At 44.6% G+C, this 20,390-nt stretch carries 19 protein-coding genes; 14 read left to right on the top strand and 5 right to left on the bottom strand.

What is annotated here, in order from left to right; genetic code table 11:
• Positions 1 to 18 precede the first annotated feature (18 nt).
• On the bottom strand, positions 19 to 612 hold the full coding sequence (locus ACZ1GZ_RS13365) for a MarC family protein (RefSeq protein ID WP_472668306.1): 594 nt from the start codon (positions 610 to 612) through the stop codon (positions 19 to 21).
• 225 nt (positions 613 to 837) lie between these two features.
• Here ACZ1GZ_RS13365 and gyrA point away from each other — a divergent pair, with 225 nt between their 5' ends.
• The 6 genes from gyrA (at position 838) to tgt (ending at position 7,570) form a co-directional block, all read left to right on the top strand.
• Positions 838 to 3,654, top strand: coding sequence for a DNA gyrase subunit A (gene gyrA, locus ACZ1GZ_RS13360; RefSeq protein WP_472665372.1), 2,817 nt, complete (start codon positions 838 to 840; stop codon positions 3,652 to 3,654).
• A gap of 24 nt (positions 3,655 to 3,678) precedes the next feature.
• Positions 3,679 to 4,179, top strand: a complete 501-nt coding sequence (gene coaD / locus ACZ1GZ_RS13355; protein ID WP_472665371.1) for a pantetheine-phosphate adenylyltransferase — start codon at positions 3,679 to 3,681, stop codon at positions 4,177 to 4,179.
• Between the two features lie 106 nt (positions 4,180 to 4,285).
• Positions 4,286 to 4,825 carry a peptidylprolyl isomerase gene (locus ACZ1GZ_RS13350; protein ID WP_472668305.1) on the top strand — a complete coding sequence of 180 codons (540 nt, stop codon included), beginning with the start codon at positions 4,286 to 4,288 and terminating at the stop codon, positions 4,823 to 4,825.
• Between the two features lie 22 nt (positions 4,826 to 4,847).
• Positions 4,848 to 5,321 carry a peptidylprolyl isomerase gene (locus tag ACZ1GZ_RS13345; RefSeq protein WP_472665370.1) on the top strand — a complete coding sequence of 158 codons (474 nt, stop codon included), beginning with the start codon at positions 4,848 to 4,850 and terminating at the stop codon, positions 5,319 to 5,321.
• Positions 5,322 to 5,347: 26 nt separating this feature from the next.
• A complete protein-coding gene (gene queA / locus ACZ1GZ_RS13340) occupies positions 5,348 to 6,427 on the top strand; it encodes a tRNA preQ1(34) S-adenosylmethionine ribosyltransferase-isomerase QueA (RefSeq protein ID WP_472665369.1) in 1,080 nt (359 codons plus the stop codon).
• A 12-nt stretch (positions 6,428 to 6,439) separates the two neighbouring features.
• Positions 6,440 to 7,570 carry a tRNA guanosine(34) transglycosylase Tgt gene (gene tgt / locus ACZ1GZ_RS13335; RefSeq protein ID WP_472665368.1) on the top strand — a complete coding sequence of 377 codons (1,131 nt, stop codon included), beginning with the start codon at positions 6,440 to 6,442 and terminating at the stop codon, positions 7,568 to 7,570.
• A gap of 10 nt (positions 7,571 to 7,580) precedes the next feature.
• Here tgt and galE read toward each other — a convergent pair whose 3' ends face one another.
• Positions 7,581 to 8,576, bottom strand: coding sequence for a UDP-glucose 4-epimerase GalE (gene galE / locus ACZ1GZ_RS13330; protein WP_472665367.1), 996 nt, complete (start codon positions 8,574 to 8,576; stop codon positions 7,581 to 7,583).
• A gap of 250 nt (positions 8,577 to 8,826) precedes the next feature.
• Here galE and ACZ1GZ_RS13325 point away from each other — a divergent pair, with 250 nt between their 5' ends.
• The 4 genes from ACZ1GZ_RS13325 to ACZ1GZ_RS13310 all read left to right on the top strand — a co-directional run bounded on the left by ACZ1GZ_RS13325 (position 8,827) and on the right by ACZ1GZ_RS13310 (position 12,096).
• Positions 8,827 to 9,795, top strand: a complete 969-nt coding sequence (locus ACZ1GZ_RS13325) for a KpsF/GutQ family sugar-phosphate isomerase (RefSeq protein ID WP_472665366.1) — start codon at positions 8,827 to 8,829, stop codon at positions 9,793 to 9,795.
• A complete protein-coding gene (locus tag ACZ1GZ_RS13320; protein WP_472665365.1) occupies positions 9,792 to 10,571 on the top strand; it encodes a 3-deoxy-manno-octulosonate cytidylyltransferase in 780 nt (259 codons plus the stop codon). The genes ACZ1GZ_RS13325 and ACZ1GZ_RS13320 overlap by 4 nt, the downstream gene beginning before the upstream one ends.
• A gap of 25 nt (positions 10,572 to 10,596) precedes the next feature.
• Positions 10,597 to 11,424, top strand: coding sequence for a 3-deoxy-8-phosphooctulonate synthase (kdsA, locus tag ACZ1GZ_RS13315; protein ID WP_472665364.1), 828 nt, complete (start codon positions 10,597 to 10,599; stop codon positions 11,422 to 11,424).
• Positions 11,425 to 11,583: 159 nt separating this feature from the next.
• Complete coding sequence (locus ACZ1GZ_RS13310) at positions 11,584 to 12,096, top strand: flavin reductase family protein (protein ID WP_472665363.1); 513 nt, start codon at positions 11,584 to 11,586, stop codon at positions 12,094 to 12,096.
• On the opposite strand, the gene ACZ1GZ_RS13305 is transcribed toward ACZ1GZ_RS13310, so the two are convergent.
• From ACZ1GZ_RS13305 to ACZ1GZ_RS13295, 3 genes are read right to left on the bottom strand one after another with little or no spacing between them, the layout of a single operon-like run.
• Positions 12,093 to 12,473, bottom strand: coding sequence for a VOC family protein (locus ACZ1GZ_RS13305; RefSeq protein ID WP_472665362.1), 381 nt, complete (start codon positions 12,471 to 12,473; stop codon positions 12,093 to 12,095). The genes ACZ1GZ_RS13310 and ACZ1GZ_RS13305 overlap by 4 nt on opposite strands.
• An 8-nt stretch (positions 12,474 to 12,481) precedes the next feature.
• Positions 12,482 to 13,519 carry a M48 family metallopeptidase gene (locus ACZ1GZ_RS13300; RefSeq protein WP_472665361.1) on the bottom strand — a complete coding sequence of 346 codons (1,038 nt, stop codon included), beginning with the start codon at positions 13,517 to 13,519 and terminating at the stop codon, positions 12,482 to 12,484.
• An 11-nt stretch (positions 13,520 to 13,530) separates the two neighbouring features.
• Entirely contained in the window at positions 13,531 to 14,652 is a 1,122-nt protein-coding gene (locus ACZ1GZ_RS13295; protein WP_472665360.1) for a YjgN family protein, read from the bottom strand.
• Positions 14,653 to 15,031: 379 nt separating this feature from the next.
• On the opposite strand from ACZ1GZ_RS13295, the gene ACZ1GZ_RS13290 reads away from it, so the two are divergent.
• The 4 genes from ACZ1GZ_RS13290 to ACZ1GZ_RS13275 all read left to right on the top strand — a co-directional run bounded on the left by ACZ1GZ_RS13290 (position 15,032) and on the right by ACZ1GZ_RS13275 (position 20,342).
• On the top strand, positions 15,032 to 15,667 hold the full coding sequence (locus tag ACZ1GZ_RS13290) for an ATP-dependent Clp protease proteolytic subunit (RefSeq protein WP_472665359.1): 636 nt from the start codon (positions 15,032 to 15,034) through the stop codon (positions 15,665 to 15,667).
• Between the two features lie 227 nt (positions 15,668 to 15,894).
• Positions 15,895 to 17,175: an ATP-dependent Clp protease ATP-binding subunit ClpX gene (gene clpX / locus ACZ1GZ_RS13285; protein WP_472665358.1), complete on the top strand. Its 1,281-nt coding sequence runs from the start codon at positions 15,895 to 15,897 to the stop codon at positions 17,173 to 17,175.
• 311 nt (positions 17,176 to 17,486) lie between these two features.
• On the top strand, positions 17,487 to 19,883 hold the full coding sequence (lon, locus tag ACZ1GZ_RS13280) for an endopeptidase La (protein ID WP_472668304.1): 2,397 nt from the start codon (positions 17,487 to 17,489) through the stop codon (positions 19,881 to 19,883).
• Between the two features lie 183 nt (positions 19,884 to 20,066).
• Positions 20,067 to 20,342, top strand: a complete 276-nt coding sequence (locus ACZ1GZ_RS13275) for an HU family DNA-binding protein (protein ID WP_472665357.1) — start codon at positions 20,067 to 20,069, stop codon at positions 20,340 to 20,342.
• The last annotated feature ends 48 nt before the right edge of the window (positions 20,343 to 20,390 follow it).

The raw sequence follows: 20,390 nt of genomic DNA, 5'->3' as shown, positions 1-20,390 counted from the left end.
TTATCAATCTTATTAAGATTACCCGACTTGCCAGATTGAATTAATTCCATCAATGACAAACTGAACTGAGAGTGCAGCAAGAACCAAGCCCAAAAGTCTGGTTAAAATCATGCGTCCGGTTGTGCCTAAGAATTGATCCAAACGATCAGCGAGTACTAAAGATCCAAATAAAACGATCGTAGCGAGCAATACAACGCCGATCAGGGCGGAAGTCATAGCTGCGCCTTCAAACGAGCCAGCGAGCAAAATAACGGCTGAAATGGCCCCTGGACCTGCGATTAACGGGATGGCTAGCGGGAAGATAGCAACATTGGCAATATGATCTTTGGTGATTGCCGTTTCAGCGCTTTTCTCGTGGCGCTCCTGACGTTTTTCAAATAACATTTCAAATGCGATCCAGAACAGCAATAATCCACCTGCTATTCGAAATGCACCTAAGCTGATCCCTAACAAGTTTAAAATGCCCATACCGACAATTGTGAAAACCGTCAGGATCCCAAATGCCAAGATACAGGCGCGGATTGCGACTTGAAAACGCTCCGATCTGTTCATATCAGATGTAAGGCCTAAGAATATTGCAGCCATTCCGGGCGGATCGTACATGACGATCATGGTAGTAAATGCACTAATTAGTATTTCAAAGGACACAGCGCCGTACCTTTTAAGTTATTCAAAACCAACAAAAATCTACGTTTTTGGTCAGTTTTTCCATAGTTATTAAAATTATTACATTCTTTATGGGCTTATCCCCTGAGAAAATGCAACAGAAATTAGCAAGAATGGGTCATTTAGGCTATAAAAGGGAAGTGATTCCAACCAAAATGATCTGTTACAAATTTGACTGACCAAAACATACCAGACGATAGCAACCCAGCACCGGGTATTGAGCCAATTTCAATCGTAGAAGAGATGCAACGCTCTTACCTCGATTATGCGATGAGCGTGATCGTGAGTCGTGCGCTTCCGGATGTCCGAGATGGGTTGAAACCTGTTCACAGACGTATCCTTTATGCCATGCATGAGGGCAATTATCATTGGAACCGAAAATATGTGAAATCATCACGTATTGTCGGTGACGTGATGGGTAAATATCACCCTCATGGTGACCAATCCATTTATGATGCGATGGTGCGGATGGCGCAGGACTGGTCAATGAGCGCAATGCTTGTTGACGGGCAGGGTAACTTTGGCTCGATCGATGGTGATCCCCCAGCTGCGATGCGTTACACTGAATCGCGCTTGGCAAAGCTTGCGCATGAGCTGCTAGAAGATATCGACAAAGAAACCGTCGATTATCAAGAAACATACGATAACTCAGGTAAAGAACCTGTTGTCATCCCAGCACGGTTTCCAAATCTTTTGGTCAACGGTGCGGGTGGTATCGCGGTTGGTATGGCGACCAATATTCCGCCGCATAACCTTGTTGAAGTTATCAATGGCTGTATTGCGGTTATGGAAAATCCAGCAATTGAATTGCCGGAACTGATGGAAATCGTTCCTGGGCCTGATTTCCCAACAGGTGGACAAATTCTAGGCCGGGCAGGAATTAAGAGCGCATTTGAAACGGGCCGAGGCTCAGTTGTTATGCGTGGTAAAACGCATTTTGAGACAATCCGTAATGATCGCCAGGCGATTATCGTCACTGAGGTGCCTTATCAGGTCAACAAAGCCTCAATGATCGAGAAAATGGCTGAATTGGTACGTGAAAAACGCGTTGAGGGCATTTCTGATCTTCGCGATGAGTCCGATCGTCAAGGGTATCGCGTTGTTATTGAGCTGAAGCGCGATGCAGTTCCAGAAGTCGTGCTCAACCAATTATTCCGTTACACACAGCTGCAGACATCATTTGGTGTGAATATGGTGGCGCTTAACGGCGGCAAGCCTGAGCTGTTGAACATGATGGACTTGCTAAAGGCATTTGTGTCCTTCCGCGAAGAAGTTATTTCTCGTCGTACCAAGTTCTTGCTCCGTAAAGTCCGTGATCGTGCGCATGTGTTAGTTGGTTTGGCGATTTCAGTTGCCAATATCGATGAAATTATCGCGCTCATCCGCAAAGCGCCGGATCCTGCAACGGCCCGTGCGCAATTGATGGAACGTCGTTGGCCTGCCAAGGATGTGGAATCATTGATCCTTTTGATTGATGATCCGCGCCATCGCATCAACGAGGATGGCACGTATAATCTGTCTGAAGAACAAGCACGCGCAATTCTCGAGCTTCGTTTGGCACGATTGACAGCGCTTGGTCGTGATGAAATTGGCGATGAGTTGAACACAATTGGTGCCGAGATCAAAGATTACCTTGAGATCTTGAGCTCTCGTGTTCGTATTCAGAGCATTGTTCGTGATGAAATGATTGCAATCCGTGATGAGTTTGGCGTTCCGCGCCGGACGGAAATCATGGAAGGTGGTCCAGACATGGACGATGAAGACCTGATCGCACGTGAAGATATGGTTGTGACAGTGTCACATGGTGGCTACATTAAACGTGTGCCGCTTGCTGCTTATCGCGCGCAGCGTCGTGGTGGTAAAGGTCGTTCTGGAATGTCGACCAAAGATGAGGATTTTGTAACACGTTTGTTCGTTGCGAATACGCATACGCCAATGTTGTTCTTCTCATCACGCGGCATTGTTTACAAAGAAAAAGTATGGCGTTTGCCTGTCGGTAGCCCTCAATCTCGCGGTAAAGCGCTGATTAATATGCTGCCACTTGAGCAGGGTGAACGCATCACCTCAATTATGCCGCTTCCGGAAGATGAGGAAAGCTGGACACAGCTCGATGTGATGTTTGCAACCACTGCAGGTACTGTCCGACGTAATAAATTGTCTGATTTCGTTCAGGTAAATCGCAACGGTAAGATTGCGATGAAGCTGGATGATAATGATGAGATTTTGAACGTTGAGACTTGTAGCGAGTTTGATGATGTTCTGCTGACAACAGCTATGGGTCAGTGTATCCGTTTCCCGGTTACTGATATCCGTGTCTTTGCAGGCCGAAATTCAGTTGGTGTTCGCGGTATTCGCTTGGCTGAAAAAGACGATCTCATCTCTATGACAATTTTGGGTCATGTGGATGCCGAGCCTTGGCAGCGTGCCGCTTATATCAAGCGTGCAATGGCTGAACGCAGACTTGAAGGAGATGAAACTGAGGAAGTTTCAGCTGATGATGGCGATGAAAATGTAGGTGAGGGTGAGCTAACCCAAGAATTCTACGAAGAGATGAAAGCGCGTGAGCAATTCGTCTTGACCGTAAGTGCTAAGGGTTATGGTAAGCGCTCATCCTCCTATGAATTCCGCACATCGGGCAGGGGTGGTAAAGGTATCCGCGCCACAGATACTGGCAAGACTGCAACGATCGGTAAATTGGTTGCTGCGTTCCCAGTTGAAGATGATAATCAGATCATGCTTGTGTCTGATGGTGGACAGGTTATTCGCGTTCCGGTTGATGGTATTCGTATGGCAGGTCGCGCCACCAAAGGTGTGACGATCTTCTCGACAGCGAAAAACGAGAATGTTGTTTCTGTTGACCGCATTAGTGAGCCAAGCGATGATGGCGAGGATGAAGTTGAAGGTGAAGTAACCAACGAAGCAAATGCGACAGAAAATGAAGCGGCTTCTGCTGAACCAACTTTAGATGATGGTGAAAAGGGCGAATAGATCGCCCTTGCGGAAAGGCCCGGTATGAAAAAGGCATTTTTTGCAGGTTCGTTTGATCCAATGACGAATGGTCATTTGGATGTGTTACTATCAGCTTTGCGCATATCGCCTAAATTGGTCGTTGGAATTGGTATTAGTGCCAGCAAAAAATCGTTGTTTTCGTTTGAAGAACGCGCAGATTTAATCAAGCGTTCGATTAAGGAAGTTCTACCTGAGCGGGTTGACGATATCGAAGTTGTTTCTTTTTCATCATTGTTGGTAGATGTGGCGTATGACCACGGAGCTGATGTTATCATTCGAGGTCTTCGAGACGGCACTGATTTCGACTATGAAATGCAAATGGTCGGGATGAATGGTGAAATGGCACCAGATATTCAAACTGTGTTCCTGCCAGCTTCACCTCCTGTCCGACATATCACGGCCACATTGGTGCGCCAAATATCTGCCATGGGCGGTGACACTTCACCATTCGTGCCTAAATGTGTCCATGAGGCTTTATCTCAGCTTCACAAGGAAACTAAGTAATTTGCCATCTTGCCTTTATTCGCGAGGTATGCGAGAGCCTTGCGGTGAAAATATAAGGCTGAATAAAATAAGGATTATTCCAAATATGCGCCGATTTATCATTTCAATGTGTGTTGCATTTTTTGCAATTTCAACAGCCACAATTGCACAGGCTGAAGAGTTTTTAACTATCCAACTAAAGTCTGGTGACGTTGTGATTAAGCTTCGTCAAGATGTTGCGCCAAAACACGTAGCGCAGATTAAAACGCTGGCTGAGAACGGTGAATATGACAATGTTGCGTTTCACCGCGTAATTGAAGGCTTCATGGCGCAAACTGGTGATGTTGAGTTTGGCGATATGGAAGATGGTTACACACCAAATCGAGCTGGTACTGGCGGTTCATCACTCGGTAATATTGACGCTGAATTTTCAGATGTTCCATACGATCGCGGTGTTGTAGGAATGGCGCGTGCTCAAAACCCAAATTCAGCCAATTCGCAATTCTTCATTATGTTCCAGGAAGGTTACTTTCTCAACGGCCAATATACTGTCGTGGGTGAAGTGGTTTCCGGTATGGAATTTGTCGATGGCATTAAACGTGGCGTAGGACAAAGTGGTTCTGTGCAAGACCCTGATCGCATGATTTCTGTGCGTGTGGGAAAATAAAATAGTTATATAGGAGAGCCTAATGGCCGAAATTAAAGATCCAGAAAACGCCCTGATCATGGAAACATCAAAGGGTAAAGTTGTTATTGAACTCTTCCCTGATTTGGCACCTGGCCATGTTGGACGCATTAAAGAACTAGCGCGTGACAATTTCTATGATGGTATTGTGTTTCACCGTGTGATCGAAGGTTTCATGGCACAAACTGGTGATCCAACCGGTACTGGCATGGGCGGTTCTGATAAGCCTGATCTTAAAGCTGAGTTTTCAAACATGAACCATGGTCGCGGTACTTGCTCAATGGCACGTGCGCAGAGCCCTGATTCAGCGAACTCACAATTCTTCATCTGTTTTGAAGATGCTGGCTTCCTAAACAAGCAATACACTGTTTGGGGCCAAGTGATTGAAGGCATGGAAAACATTGATCAGATCAAGCGCGGCGAGCCTGTGCAAGATCCTGATTCAATCGTCACAATGCGTGTTGCAGCGGACGTTTAGTCAACCTTAAAGGACTTTACGAGCTTATGCGCGTAGACTTATTTGATTTTGAACTGCCGGATGAACGGATTGCCCTTCGTCCGGCAGTTCCGCGTGATGCGGCTAAAATGTTGGTGGTTAAACCAACAGATGACAGCGATGCGCGTGCTGCGTTCACCGATGCAGCTGTGCTAGATCTTGCAAGCTATTTGTCTGAAGGTGATGCGATTGTATTTAATGATACCAAAGTTATTCCGGCTCAATTTGAAGGTAAGCGTATTCGTGGTGAGAATGAGATAAACGTCTCAGCTACGCTTCATATGCGCGCTTCAGCTACTGAGTGGAAAGCATTCATCCGCCCGGGCAAGCGCATTAAAGTTGATGATCAGATCGTCTTTGCAAATACTAACGGTGATCGACTTGAAGCCAAAGTATCTGAGAAAAACGATGGCGGTGAGGTCACGCTTTCATTTACGTGTTCAGCTCAGGAGTTGGATGAGAAGATTGCAGTAATTGGCAAAATACCGCTGCCGCCATATATTGCTTCAAAACGCGATGAAGACGCGCAAGATAGCAAAGACTATCAAACAATGTACGCCAAAGATGCAGGTGCCGTTGCCGCGCCGACTGCGGGTTTACATTTTACAGATCGCATTTTTGAGACCTTGAATGCCAAAGGCATCAAAACCCATTTTGTTACGTTGCATGTGGGCGCAGGTACATTTTTACCAGTGAAAGCAGATGATACGGCAGATCATAAAATGCATTCTGAAATTGGCTTTGTCAGCGAAGATATTGCTAATAGCTTGAATGAAGTTAGGGCTAAAGGTGGCAAAATTGTCAGTGTCGGCACCACGTCGTTGCGTTTGCTTGAAAGCGCGACGGATGAAGATGGCACGGTTAAATCATGGTCAGGACCGACGGATATTTTCATCACGCCGGGCTATAAATTTCGAGCGGTTGATATTTTGATGACAAACTTTCATTTGCCAAAATCGACGCTCTTCATGCTGGTTTCAGCGTTTTGCGGATTTGAAACCATGCATAAAGCATATAAGTATGCCATTGAAAACGAATATAGATTTTACTCTTATGGCGATTCAAGTTTACTGTTTCGCGCTGATTAAGCAGGGTACAAGATGAGCGAACAATTTGAGTTTAAAGTTCTAGCAAAAGATGGCGCGGCACGTCGCGGTGAGATCACTATGCCACGCGGAAATGTTCGCACGCCTGCCTTTATGCCTGTTGGAACCGCAGCAACCGTAAAAGCCATGTATATGGATCAGGTCCGCGATCTCGGCGCGGATATCATTTTGGGAAACACTTACCACCTCATGTTGCGCCCGGGGCCTGAACGTATGGCACGCTTGGGCGGGTTGCATGAATTTGCGCGATGGAAGCGTCCGATTTTAACTGATTCCGGTGGGTTTCAGGTCATGTCATTATCTGGTTTGCGGAAACTCACTGAAAAAGGTGTTGTTTTTCAATCCCATATCGATGGCTCAAAGCATGAAATGTCGCCTGAGCGTTCGATCGAAATTCAAGGTCTTTTAGGTTCCGATATTCAAATGCAGTTGGATGAATGCATCGCGCTGCCCGCTGAAAAGTCCGAAGTTGAACGCGCAATGGAATTATCGCTTCGTTGGGCTGAGCGTTGTAATACAGCGTTTGGTGATCAAGCTGGCAAAGCCATGTTCGGTATTGTGCAGGGCGGTGATTTTACCGATCTTCGCATTAAATCAGCTGAAGCGCTAAAAGCGATGGACCTTAAAGGCTATGCGATTGGTGGTTTAGCAGTGGGGGAACCGCAAGCCGTGATGCTTGAAATGTTGGAAGCAACTTGCCCTGTGTTACCTGCAGAGAAACCCCGCTATTTGATGGGGGTTGGCACACCTGAAGATATTCTGCGTTCTGTAGCGCGCGGTGTTGATATGTTTGATTGCGTGATGCCAACGCGGGCAGGGCGTCATGGTCAGGCATTTACCCGCTTTGGCAAGATCAACTTCAAAAACGCGCGCCATGCAGAAGATACGCGGCCTATTGATGATCAATCAGATTGTCCCGCTGCATCTGATTATTCACGCGCATATTTACACCACCTTGTTAAATCAGGTGAAGCATTGGGTGGTATGTTGCTAACTTGGAATAATCTGGCTTATTACCAATATCTAATGGCCGGTATTCGCCAAGCCATCAGCGATGGCTGTTTTGAAGAATTCGCAGCAAAAACGCAGGAAGATTGGGCCAAAGGTGATATTGATCCAATTTAGGTAAGCAAGCCTAGTAATGGTTCATCTTTGAAAGACGATCTTCCCAGTCATAGGATGATTTAACAATCTCTTCCAAATCATCATGTTTGGCTTCCCAATCTGTTAGAGATTTGATCCGAGAATTGTCAGCTGTAATGGAGACGATATCACCTTCGCGGCGCGGGGCTTCCCGTATTTCAAACTCTTTTCCGGCCACTTGCACGACGGTTCTAAGAACGTCCATGACGGAAAAACCTTCGCCATAACCACAATTGGCAACCATTGAGCCACCGTTGCCGCGCAATTTATCAAGTGCTGCGAGGTGAGCGTTTACGAGATCGGTGACGTGGATGAAGTCACGAATACACGTGCCATCTGGCGTGTCGTAGTCTGTGCCAAAAACATCGATATGATCGCGTTTTCCTGCAGCTGTTTCACACGCCACTTTAATCAGGCTCATTGCGCCTTTTGTAGACTGACCGGTACGTCCTTGTGGATCGGCACCTGCAACATTGAAATATCTCAATGCTGAATAATTGAAATTCTCATGCGCGCTTGATGTATCCATTAACATGCGCTCTGTCATCAGCTTTGAATGCCCATAGGGTGATTGTGGACGAAGCGCGATATCTTCTTGAACCGGTTTTGTCGAAGTCGGTGTTCCATACACAGCCGCTGTGGATGAAAAGACCATGGCCTCAACACCGCAATCCAATGCGGTCTGAATAAGACCTTGCGAATTGATCGTGTTGTTTTTGTAGTAGGCTAGCGGATTTTTGATAGATTCAGAAACAGAAATTGAGCCAGCAAAGTGCACAATTGCATCAATCTTATGTTCTTTAATGATCTTAGCAATTGTATCGTGATCCGCGATATCAGCCTGATAAAATGGAACCTCCGGGGGGATAGCCCAGCGAAACCCGCTAGATAATCTATCAACAACGACCGGTGTTTCTCCACGGTCAAGCAATGCCCACATCATGTGACTTCCAATATAACCGGCTCCTCCAGTTATCAAAATCGACATTTTTTTGCTCCAAGAAATATTAAAAAACTTGGGGTCAATTTAACTGTGAGTTCTAAACGCTGATTTAAGGCGCTGAACTAAATTATTGCTATGATGAATAAGGCGTTAATTTCTCCACTCTGATGTGGTTTAAGAGGCGCGTATGAATTACAAGGTTGCTTGTTTGAAGCGATATGCGTAATACATTTGCTTGCAGAATAAATGGGCGTATTTAACAAAAAAGGTGTTTGCTGCGGTGATAGATAGCAAAATGATTAATGTCTCAGATGAAGATATTTTGAAAATATGCCGAGATGCCATTGTTTCAGAAGCAAATGCGTTATTGGATTTTAGCTCGAAAATAGATGATAAAATTCTCAAATCACTTCACTTGATCAAGGATTCAACCGGCCCATTAGTGGTTGTTGGAATTGGTAAATCAGGCCTTGTGGCACGAAAAATTTCATCGTCTTTCTCCTCTATTGGTCAGCCGTCATTGTTTTTGCATGCCGCGGAAGCAAGCCACGGTGATTTAGGGCAGATCAGCAAGGATAGCGTTGTCCTAGCTTTATCCAATTCAGGTGAAACATCTGAGCTGTTTCAGGTGATGAGTTTTTGCTTGGAATATAATATTCCGATCATTTCGATTACCGCAAATGACGATAGTACCTTGGCCAAAAGCTCAGAAGTCGCAATTACTTATGGCAAATTAGAAGAAGTATGTCCAAATGGTTTGGCGCCTACGACCACCACGACTTTAAGCCTTGCAATCGGCGATGCGCTTGTCGTGGGTTTGATCAATATGATCGGTTCTGAACCTGAAGATTTTCATAAATATCATCCGGGTGGAAAACTTGGTGCTAAGTTTGTGAAAGTCTCTGATCTTATGCATGTCGGTGATGCTTTGCCGATTGTTTCACTTGATACGCCGATGTCGGAAGTTGTGATCACAATTTCAGAAAAGTCATTGGGCATGGCGGTCGTAATTGAAGATAATAAAATACATGGCGTCATCTCCGATGGTGACTTAAGACGTAATGCGAAGAATTTGTGGAACTTGAATGCCTCGGAGGTATGTTCTGTGAACCCGATCACAATTAATGCCGAGCAATATGCAACACAAGCATTGCAATTGATGAATAGCCGCGAGATCACCTGTTGTGTTGTTGCCAATGATGACAACGAGCTTACAGGCGTATTGCACATTCACGATTGTTTGCGCGCAGGAGTGACATCTTGAAAACAACGATCTTAATACCTGCACGTTATGCATCAACCCGTTATCCAGGCAAACCGCTTGTTGCGCTTAAAGGCTCAGACGGTGTTTCAAAAACTTTGATCCAGCGCTCGTGGGAGACCGCCAAAGCTGTGTCCAATGTTGATGATGTGTTTGTGGCAACCGATGATGATCGTATCAAAGAGCATGTTGAAGCCTTTGGCGGCAAGGTCATTATGACCAGCGAGACCTGCGCTAACGGGACAGAACGTTGTGCTGATGCTTTGCAATATCTTGATGGAACGCCTGATTTAATTGTCAATTTGCAGGGTGATGCGCCTTTAACACCGCATTGGTTTGTTGAAGATTTAATTGAAAAGATGGCGCAAGATCAGAGCTTTGGTGTTGCAACTCCAGTTTTACGTTGTGATCAGGAGACGTTTAACAATTTTAAGAATGATCGTGCCGAGGGGCGTGTGGGTGGTACGACAGCGGTTTTCGATCAAAACGGAAAAGCGCTTTATTTTTCAAAAGAAGTGATCCCATTTGTGCCTGAAGGGAAACCGCAGGAGCAGGTTCCTGTGTTCCATCATGTTGGTGTTTACGCCTATCGCCCAGACGCGCTGACTCGATATATGGGTTGGTCTGAGGGCGTGCTTGAGCGAAATGAAGGTCTTGAGCAATTAAGATTTTTGGAAAATGGCGAGAGTGTCGCATGCGTTGAGGTCGATGCAAGGGGTAGGGTTTTTTGGGAGCTTAATAACCCAGTTGATGTTGCGCGCATTGAGAGCGTCTTGTAGGGAAAGCGTTTTATAAAGGTGTCTTATGACAAATACAGCAAAGCAGTTCAAAGTTGGTGATATTGAGATTGGGAATGGCGTACCGTTTTCTATTCTTGCTGGCCCTTGCCAAATTGAAGGGTTGGATCATGCTTTGTTTATGGCCAAAAAGATCGCTGCGACTTGCGAAGAAGCCAATGTGAAATTTGTTTATAAATCTAGCTTTGACAAAGCCAATCGCTCGTCTGTCTCCTCGCAACGCGGTGTTGGCATTGATGAAGGTTTGGAGATCTTAGCTAAGGTTAAATCTGAGTTTGGATGCCCAGTGGTTACGGATATTCATGATCAATATCAGTGCGCAAAGGTGGCTGAAGTCGCTGATATTCTGCAAATTCCTGCCTTTTTGTGCCGTCAGACAGATTTGCTGCTTGCTGCTGGCAAGACTGGTGCCGCTATAAATGTCAAAAAGGGGCAATTTCTAGCTCCTTGGGACATGAAAAACGTGGCTGAGAAAATTGCATCTACCGGCAACGAGCGCATTATGTTGTGTGAACGCGGCACGAGCTTTGGATATAACACGCTTGTTTCGGATTTCAGAGGACTGCCGATTATGGCTGAAACTGGTTATCCAGTGGTGTTTGACGCGACCCATAGTGTGCAACAACCTGGCGGTTTGGGCGCTACAACCGGTGGGGATCGTCGCATGGTTCCTGTTCTTGCAAGAGCCGCAGTTGCCGTTGGCTGTGCAGCATTGTTCATTGAAACGCACCAGGATCCTGATAATGCGCCATCAGATGGCCCCAATATGGTGCCAATTGATGAATTATCGGGCTTGTTGACGCAGTTAAAGGCCATTGAAGCTGCCGTTTTATAAGAATAGACGTTTTCTCGTTTAACTGATTTTTGTACTTAGTAGGGGCTGTTTAAGTGCAGTTTACTGGAAAGCATTTTGCAAAATTAAAAATTGATACACCATTGATTTGTTTTTTGGCAACTGATATGCATGACGAACAATTTATTGGGGATTGTGTATATGTTTCAAATGAACAGCTTTCAGCCAACCGCTGATAATAGTCGGAAATTCAGACAGGCATTGGGCCGATTTGGCACTGGTGTAACTGTGGTAACAACATCAACTGATGAGGGGCCATTGGGCATGACTGCCAATAGTTTTTCATCTGTATCCATGGATCCGCCGCTGGTCTTGTGGTCGCCTTCGAAATTTTCAAAACGTTATCCGCATTTCGAACGCTCCAGTCATTTTGCTATCCACGTTTTGACCGAGGATCAGGCTGAAATCTGCAACGGTTTTGCAAAATCATCTAATGCGTTTGATGGTTTAAACTGGCATTATAATGAAGCGCGCACACCGTTGATTGACGGATGTCTGGCACGATTTGAGTGTCGCAAATCTGCCTGTCACGAGGGCGGTGATCACATGATCATGGTTGGTGAGGTTGAGCGCGCAGCATTATCAGATGGTTCGCCTTTAATGTTTTTCGGCGGCAAATTGGGTAGCTTTGGCTGTTTTGAACAAGCAAGTTAAGCCTGCTTGATCGCTTCGCCAAAGAAAATGAGCGTGCAGTCTTCATCGATTACGTGAAACTCTCTCTGTCCGTAATCCTGATTAAACGGCGCTCGAACCCGCCCTTGCGGTAACGTTTCCAGTTTGAGTGCTAAACTTTCATATAAAGCGTCAATTGCCGTTACATCAATGTAGAATGAATTTTGGCGTTCGGGAGCGGATAGATCAACGTCTTTATCAACTTCAACAATACGAATAGCCACTTGGTCATGACGTAAAAAGGCATAATTTTCAGCTTTAAATGTGCAGCTAAATTTCAGATATTTCGAATAAAAATCAATAGCTTTGTCCAAAGACTTTACGGGCACAAATGGTGTTATTTGGTGTAAACTTGGCATGCTGATCTCTATTGCCTGCTTTTATCAATAATTGCCTGTATTCGTCCGTCAGGGGCAGGGTGCGTTGAAAGCCATTCTGGCCCATTTTTGCAATCCTCACACTGCTTCGTTAAACGCCTTAATATATTGGCCAGATAGCTTGGGTCACGGCCGCCAGCCTTTAAAAGGGTGATTGCAAATTCATCAGATTCTGTTTCAAACTCTCGTGATGCGCTGAGTTGGAAGACCACAGCTGCTTGACTGACAACCTCCTGAGATAAGTCAATCCCGCCGCCGCCAATCATCGTAAACATAGCATAGAGGCCCATTGCTTCGTAGATTTGGCGCAGGCTGTGTTGATGACGCACATGACCGATTTCGTGTGCGAGCACAGCGATGATTTCATCATCATCTTCTGCAAGTTCGATAAATTGATCTGTTGCGATGACTGTGCCGCCGGGAAGGGCAAAAGCATTTGCACCAACTGAACCTCCATCACGAAATAGCAATTGCATGTTGTCGATATGCGGGTAATCGAGCTTTTGGGCAAGTTGCACCAATTCTTCAAATTGTTGGGTGATGGATTGTTGGCGCGCAAGCGGCAGTTTACTTTGACGAAGCATCACACTGTCGATTGTTTCAAGAGCTGAATTATCTATTGTTTGCGCAACGATTTGAGGGGTGAGATAAGCTGCAATTCTTGCGCCGACGGGAAGTCCGTATTTAAAGAATAAAAATACAGCGCAAACTGTTGCAATGACTAGAAAAATCAGTGGTTTACGCCATTGATCTAAACTGTCTGAAAGTTTTGAAATCCACGAGATTTGATCCGAAAACAAACCATCGATACCATCGTTATCAGGTGTTTCGAAAACTACCCCGTCACTAAATGTAATTCGGCGAGGTATTGATCCCAATCGGTCAGATATATCTGCAATATCTGATTTTTCATAGATTTTGTCGTGCGTATTGCCAAACGCAATAGTTCCATCTGAAAGACAATGCATGATGCAATTTGTACTTTCAGAACTAACTTTGGTGAAAATTCGACCCTTGATTTCATACATGTCGGTTCAGCCTAAAGTCCAAAATCAATTCCGTCGAGATCCATATATTCAGATGAAGCCACATTGCCTTCACTGCGTTCGCGATCAACAAATTCATCCAAAGAGCCGTCTGGCAGGATGAAGAAATGGGCAGCGAGATATTTCATTTTTCTCACATGTGCCCAAGGTGCCATCAGTCCAAGTGTAAGAAGAGTAACAATAAGGTTTGATACCAAGATCCAGGCATATTTTGGCACCTCGACGTTTGAACCAAATTTATGTTTACCATCGAGTGTCAGGTGATTGATAGCAATGTTAAAGGATCTCACGCTGTAGTAGATATATGGCAGTATAAAGGTAAAAATCATCGCCAAATAGAAAATAACGATAAACGGCAAGAGTACAAATATGTTTGCAGGATCTGTGAATGTTTCTTCGTTTAGCGATTCAAGCGCTGCCAATATGCCTGTCGTGCCCGCGATAACAAAACCGATGACAAGAACAGATAATATGAGCAATAAAGCTGCGATAAACAGCGCTTTGTATAATGGTTTTAATGAAAAATGAGTTGCAAATTTTGCATCGCCAAAACTATGGTTTGAATAAATGTATTTCGCCTGTTGCTGGGTAGAGAGTGGCAATAGGAGCCCGAGCGTTAAAAAACTAACAAATGGCAGTATTACAAGCGTTAAAAGCGCTTTCCAATAACTGCCTTCAAATCCAAAACGCACATTTCGATAGCTTGTCATGCGCGCATTAAATGACAGGCCTTTGTTGATCAGCCATGGCAACACAATCAATAATAATAATGTCAGTATGCCAGCAACTTCTGGCGCCAGATTTGCCGTTAGATTGTAGGCAACAAATAAAACGAAAACGATGATGCGGCCTTTGAGAATTGAAACCGGATTGGCGTGGTATTCAAAATTATGACCAGCGATCCAGGTATTGCCATTGAAGTAGCGTTTTCTGCGCACTTTTGCCCAGGCTGAATAAATCCCCAATGTTAGAATACTGAGCAATATATTGACGATCCAAATGCCGAAATATTCTTTTGCAGTTCCGGTGAATTTTACGTCCAGCACACTATTTTGTGCTGAATTTGGACTTTGCACCTGTTCACCCAAATCATTGGAGATCGATTGGTCGCTCACTTTAACACCCCTCATTGTTTGACTGAGCTTATAAAATGTTGTGGTGATAGGAACAACTCCCGAAAACCAATTAGTTTTGCTGGGAATCAGCCTCGCGAATGCCGAATCAATTAGCTGTTATGTGGGTTAAATGTAGATTTTTGCTCAAACTGACAGAGGATTACGCTTGAAATTTAGGGTTATGTTTACACTAAACACCCGAATATTGTGATCTTGTCAAAAGTCTTGTGTGATTTTTACCTGCCGTTAACACGGTATCAGTCACAAGTAGGTGTTTATTTCGATATGTCGTCTTGAAGCGCAAGGTATAAAGAACATATCTATAGATGACGAAAATGAGACCCAGAGTTTTGGGCAGATAGAAGAACAGGGGCCGAGGATGGCAAATACAGTTGATACAGCAATGGCACTTGTGCCGATGGTCGTTGAGCAAACTAACCGTGGTGAGCGCTCATATGACATTTTCTCAAGATTGCTGAAAGAACGCATCATTTTTATTACAGGCCCAGTTGAAGACCAAATGGCGACATTGGTATGTGCGCAGCTTCTTTTCCTAGAAGCTGAAAACCCTAAAAAGGAAATCGCACTTTATATCAACTCACCAGGTGGTGTGGTGACTGCGGGTATGGCAATTTACGATACCATGCAGTTTATCAAACCGGCAGTTTCAACATTGTGTACAGGCCAAGCGGCATCAATGGGTTCATTGTTGTTATGCGCAGGTCACAAGGATATGCGTTTTGCAACGCCAAATGCCCGCATCATGGTTCACCAGCCTTCAGGCGGTTTTCAAGGTCAGGCATCTGACATTGAGCGCCATGCACAAGACATTTTAAAGATGAAGCGCCGCTTGAACGAAGTGTATGTAGAGCACACTGGTCAGGATTATGAAACGATTGAGCAAACTCTTGATCGTGACCATTTCATGGATGCGGAAGAGGCTCAGAGTTTTGGTTTAGTTGATCGCGTGATCTCTTCACGTGCAGCAATGGAAGGTGAAACTTCCGAAGAATAGGTTGATATTACTGATAAATACGGGGTTTCTGTCAAAATTAATAATAAGTATTAAGCTTATTTTGATGGAATCACCGTTAGTCTTGATCAATCTTACAGATATGATTGCAGTTTTTTCTAAAAAAGGCTTGAATATCTAGGTAATTGCAAATCAAGTTGATTCTGACAAAAGTTTCAGAAATTGATTTGGTGCTATGTTGGCCGCAATCTAGCGGGAAGGAATACAATATGAGCAAAGTTAGTGGAAGCAATGGTGGCGATTCTAAGAATACGCTTTACTGTTCTTTTTGTGGGAAAAGCCAGCATGAGGTTCGCAAACTCATAGCGGGTCCTACTGTTTTCATTTGTGATGAGTGTGTTGAGCTTTGTACTGACATTATTCGTGAAGAAAACAAGTCTTCAATGGTCAAATCTAGCGAAGGTGTTCCAACTCCGCAAGAAATCATGGAAACTCTTGATGAATACGTTATCGGCCAATCAAAAGCCAAGCGCGTGTTATCAGTTGCGGTTCACAACCACTATAAGCGACTTTCACATGCAACCAAAAATGGTGGCGACATTGAATTGGCGAAATCCAACATCCTGCTCGTTGGTCCAACAGGTTGCGGTAAGACATATTTGGCACAAACACTAGCGCGCATTATTGACGTACCATTTACAATGGCTGATGCGACAACGCTTACAGAAGCGGGTTATGTTGGTGAAGACGTTGAAAACATTATTCTTAAACTGCTTCAGTCAGCTGATTATAACGTCGAACGCGCTCAGCGCGGCATCGTTTATATCGATGAGGTAGATAAGATTTCGCGTAAGTCTGACAACCCATCTATCACACGCGATGTGTCAGGTGAGGGTGTTCAGCAGGCACTTCTGAAAATTATGGAAGGTACAGTTGCATCTGTTCCGCCACAAGGTGGTCGTAAGCACCCGCAGCAAGAGTTCTTGCAAGTTGATACTGTCAATATCCTGTTTATCGTAGGCGGCGCGTTTGCTGGTCTTGATAAAGTGATCTCAGCGCGTGGTGAAAACACATCAATCGGCTTTGGTGCGAAAGTTGAAGCACCTGATGAGCGTAGTGTTGGCGCAGTATTGCAGGATCTTGAACCAGAAGATTTGGTGAAATTCGGTCTTATCCCAGAATTTATCGGTCGTCTGCCAGTGATTGCAACTTTGGAAGACCTTGATGAAGATGCATTGATCTCAATTCTAAGCCAGCCAAAGAATGCGCTTGTGAAGCAGTATCAGCGTCTGTTTGATATGGAAGATGTTGAATTGACATTCCACGAAGATGCTTTGCGTGAGATTGCTAAGAAAGCGATCACGCGTAAAACAGGTGCACGTGGTCTTCGTTCGATCATGGAAAAAATTCTGCTTGATACGATGTATGAGCTTCCAGCACTTGAAGGTGTTCGTGAAGTTGTTATTTCCGACGAAGTTGTGGTTGGAAATGCGCGTCCTCTTTATATCTACTCAGAACGCAAATCTGAGGCTGAGAACGCCTCAGCATAGAATAAATTTCTAATCTGAATTTAAGAAAACCGCTATGGAAACATAGCGGTTTTTTTGTCTGTACATTGCGCGCTGAAATGTGGAAACTAACGAAAGCGCTCGAATCAACACCAATTGGATATTAAAAGATCAGATTCTATTCTTAACGAAACTTATGACTTGAAACGTGTCAGTTTCGTGACTACCTGCGTGAAGACCAAGAATAACTATCTGATGTTATTCGCAGCGAATTTAGCCTCAGACAATATTCGTCTGGGATGCTGTCGAAAGGAATAATAATGACAGAAGACATCAAGGGCGAGGACGATAACATGGAGAGCACAAACGCATTTCCATTGCTACCACTAAGAGACATTGTGGTGTTCCCGCACATGATTGTGCCGCTTTTTGTCGGCCGTGAGAAATCCATCAGCGCACTTGAAGAAGTGATGGGTTCTGAAAAACAAATTCTACTCGCTACACAAATTGATGCCGGGGAAGATGATCCTGAACCAACAGGCATTTACGACATTGGCACGATCGCAAATGTTCTTCAGCTTTTAAAACTGCCTGATGGAACAGTTAAAGTGTTGGTCGAAGGTAAATCTCGCGCGGAGATCACTGGCTATACAAAAACTGATGATCATTTTGAAGTCACAGCCGATGAGCTTGCAGAGCCTGAAGATGATTTGGTTGAGATTGAAGCATTGTCTCGCTCCGTTGTTAGTGAGTTTGAGAACTATGTGAAGCTCAACAAAAAGATCTCTCCTGAAGTCGTGAGCGCAACAGGCCAGATTGATGATTTTTCTAAGTTAGCTGATACTGTTGCTTCACATTTGGCGATTAAGATTCTTGAAAAGCAAGACATGTTGACCACAATCAGCGTGAAAGAGCGATTGGAAAAATGCCTTGGCTTCATGGAAGGCGAGATTTCAGTTCTTCAAGTGGAAAAACGTATCCGTTCACGCGTTAAGCGTCAGATGGAGAAAACACAACGCGAATACTATTTGAATGAGCAAATGAAAGCCATTCAGAAAGAGCTCGGTGAAGGTGAAGAGGGTCGTGATGAGCTTTCAGAACTAGAAGAGCGCGTTGAAAAGACCAAACTTTCGAAAGAGGCACGCGAAAAGGCTGATGCTGAAGTTAAAAAGCTCCGCCAAATGAGCCCAATGTCAGCTGAGGCGACAGTTGTTCGCAATTATCTTGATTGGTTGCTTGGTTTGCCTTGGGGGCGTTCCTCACGTGCAAAAGTGGATCTGAATAAAGCGGAAGCTATCTTAGATAACGATCACTTTGGTTTGGATAAAGTTAAAGAGCGTATTATCGAATATCTTGCTGTACAAACACGTACATCGAAGATCAAAGGCCCAATCCTGTGCCTTGTTGGACCTCCAGGTGTTGGTAAAACATCTTTGGCGAAGTCGATCGCGAAAGCGACAGGCCGCGAATATGTTCGCATGGCCTTGGGTGGGGTTCGTGATGAATCTGAGATCCGTGGTCACCGCCGTACATATATTGGTTCGATGCCAGGCAAGATCGTTCAATCCATGAAAAAAGCGAAGAAGAACAATCCGCTCTTCTTGCTGGATGAGATTGATAAGATGGGCATGGACTTCCGTGGCGATCCGTCATCTGCATTGCTTGAGGTTTTAGATCCAGAGCAAAACTCGACATTTATGGATCATTATCTTGAGGTCGAATACGATCTTTCAAAGACTATGTTTGTCACTACATCTAATACGCTGAATATTCCTGGTCCTTTGATGGATCGTATGGAGATCATCCGTATTGCTGGTTACACAGAAGATGAAAAGCTTGAAATTGCTAAACGTCATCTGTTGCCAAAAGCGATTAAAGATCATGCGTTGGAAGAGAAAGAATTCTCACTAACAGACGAAGCCTTGCTTGAAATCGTGCGTGCCTATACGCGCGAAGCCGGTGTTCGTAATTTAGAGCGTGAGCTTTCTAAACTGACACGTAAATGCGTGACAGAAATCTTGAAGACGAAAGTCGAGAAGGTTGAAGTGACCGTTGATAATCTCGCTGATTATCTTGGTGTTCCGCGTTTCCGTCATGGTGAGGCTGAAGGCGAAGATCAAGTTGGTGTTGTAACCGGTCTTGCATGGACAGAAGTTGGTGGCGAATTGCTGACCATTGAAGGTGTTATGCTTCCTGGTAAGGGCGCTATGACAGTGACCGGTAACCTTAAAGATGTGATGAAAGAATCTATTTCTGCCGCTGCATCTTATGTGAAGTCTCGTGCTGTTGATTTTGGTGTGAAACCGCCTGTGTTTGAAAAACGTGATATTCACGTTCACGTGCCAGAAGGTGCAACGCCAAAAGATGGACCATCTGCCGGCATCGCCATGGCAACGGCAATTGTGTCTATTATGACCGGCATACCGGTGCGTAAAGATATTGCCATGACAGGTGAGGTGACCTTGCGCGGTCGTGTGTTGCCAATTGGTGGTTTAAAAGAGAAATTGCTTGCAGCGCTTCGTGGTGGGATTAAAACAGTTTTGATCCCTGAAGAGAATGCAAAAGACCTAGCTGACATTCCTGATAACGTGAAAAATGAGATGGATATCATCCCTGTTTCACGCATGGATGAGGTGATCAAACACGCGCTTGTTGAAGCGCCTGTCGCAATTGAATGGGAAATGCCGAGTGACGACGCGCCCGCGTTAACTGCAACAAATGATGCTGCGGGTGAGCAAATCGCACATTAGTGCAATGCACAATAATCAATCTTTTGGAAAAGGCCGGATTTCCGGCCTTTTTTTACACAAAAATCGCAAAATAACGTGAAAAACACGCTTATTTATTTTGTAAATTCTTGTGGTGTTAGTTGGAATATATAAACTCACCACATGAATTAACTGAGTCGTCTGATACGATGGAAAGGGATAGTTATGAATAAAAATGAACTTGTGTCAGCAGTTGCTGAAAAAGCGGGTATTGCGAAAACTGAAGCGGCCGCTGCAGTTGAAGCTGTATTCGACACAGTAACAGCAGAACTAAAATCTGGCGGAGATGTTCGTCTTATCGGTTTTGGTAATTTTTCAGTAGGCCACCGTGCTGCTTCAAAGGGTCGTAACCCTTCTACAGGCGCTGAAGTTGATATCCCTGCAAGAAACGTTCCTAAGTTCTCTGCAGGTAAAGCATTGAAAGAAGCTGTTAACAGCTAATTTCTTCTCTAGAATTTTTCAAAATTAATCTCCGCGAATGGGTCACTG

The organism is Lentilitoribacter sp. JB5-8 (genome assembly GCF_055693385.1).
Note: the sequence above shows the minus strand (reverse complement) of the source record. Positions and strands in the feature narration are given on the sequence as shown.

What these genes read in the sequence shown, in the direction of transcription:
- ACZ1GZ_RS13345 (WP_472665370.1), top strand. Translation starts at nt 4,848, where the DNA reads ATGGCCGAAATTAAAGATCCAGAAAACGCCCTGATCATGGAAACATCA.
- ACZ1GZ_RS13325 (WP_472665366.1), top strand. Translation starts at nt 8,827, where the DNA reads ATGATTAATGTCTCAGATGAAGATATTTTGAAAATATGCCGAGATGCC.
- queA (WP_472665369.1), top strand. Translation starts at nt 5,348, where the DNA reads ATGCGCGTAGACTTATTTGATTTTGAACTGCCGGATGAACGGATTGCC.
- galE (WP_472665367.1), bottom strand. Translation starts at nt 8,576, where the DNA reads ATGTCGATTTTGATAACTGGAGGAGCCGGTTATATTGGAAGTCACATG.
- ACZ1GZ_RS13310 (WP_472665363.1), top strand. Translation starts at nt 11,584, where the DNA reads ATGTTTCAAATGAACAGCTTTCAGCCAACCGCTGATAATAGTCGGAAA.
- ACZ1GZ_RS13365 (WP_472668306.1), bottom strand. Translation starts at nt 612, where the DNA reads ATGATCGTCATGTACGATCCGCCCGGAATGGCTGCAATATTCTTAGGC.
- tgt (WP_472665368.1), top strand. Translation starts at nt 6,440, where the DNA reads ATGAGCGAACAATTTGAGTTTAAAGTTCTAGCAAAAGATGGCGCGGCA.
- coaD (WP_472665371.1), top strand. Translation starts at nt 3,679, where the DNA reads ATGAAAAAGGCATTTTTTGCAGGTTCGTTTGATCCAATGACGAATGGT.
- ACZ1GZ_RS13350 (WP_472668305.1), top strand. Translation starts at nt 4,286, where the DNA reads ATGTGTGTTGCATTTTTTGCAATTTCAACAGCCACAATTGCACAGGCT.
- kdsA (WP_472665364.1), top strand. Translation starts at nt 10,597, where the DNA reads ATGACAAATACAGCAAAGCAGTTCAAAGTTGGTGATATTGAGATTGGG.
- ACZ1GZ_RS13290 (WP_472665359.1), top strand. Translation starts at nt 15,032, where the DNA reads ATGGCAAATACAGTTGATACAGCAATGGCACTTGTGCCGATGGTCGTT.
- lon (WP_472668304.1), top strand. Translation starts at nt 17,487, where the DNA reads ATGGAGAGCACAAACGCATTTCCATTGCTACCACTAAGAGACATTGTG.
- ACZ1GZ_RS13305 (WP_472665362.1), bottom strand. Translation starts at nt 12,473, where the DNA reads ATGCCAAGTTTACACCAAATAACACCATTTGTGCCCGTAAAGTCTTTG.
- ACZ1GZ_RS13275 (WP_472665357.1), top strand. Translation starts at nt 20,067, where the DNA reads ATGAATAAAAATGAACTTGTGTCAGCAGTTGCTGAAAAAGCGGGTATT.
- clpX (WP_472665358.1), top strand. Translation starts at nt 15,895, where the DNA reads ATGAGCAAAGTTAGTGGAAGCAATGGTGGCGATTCTAAGAATACGCTT.
- ACZ1GZ_RS13300 (WP_472665361.1), bottom strand. Translation starts at nt 13,519, where the DNA reads ATGTATGAAATCAAGGGTCGAATTTTCACCAAAGTTAGTTCTGAAAGT.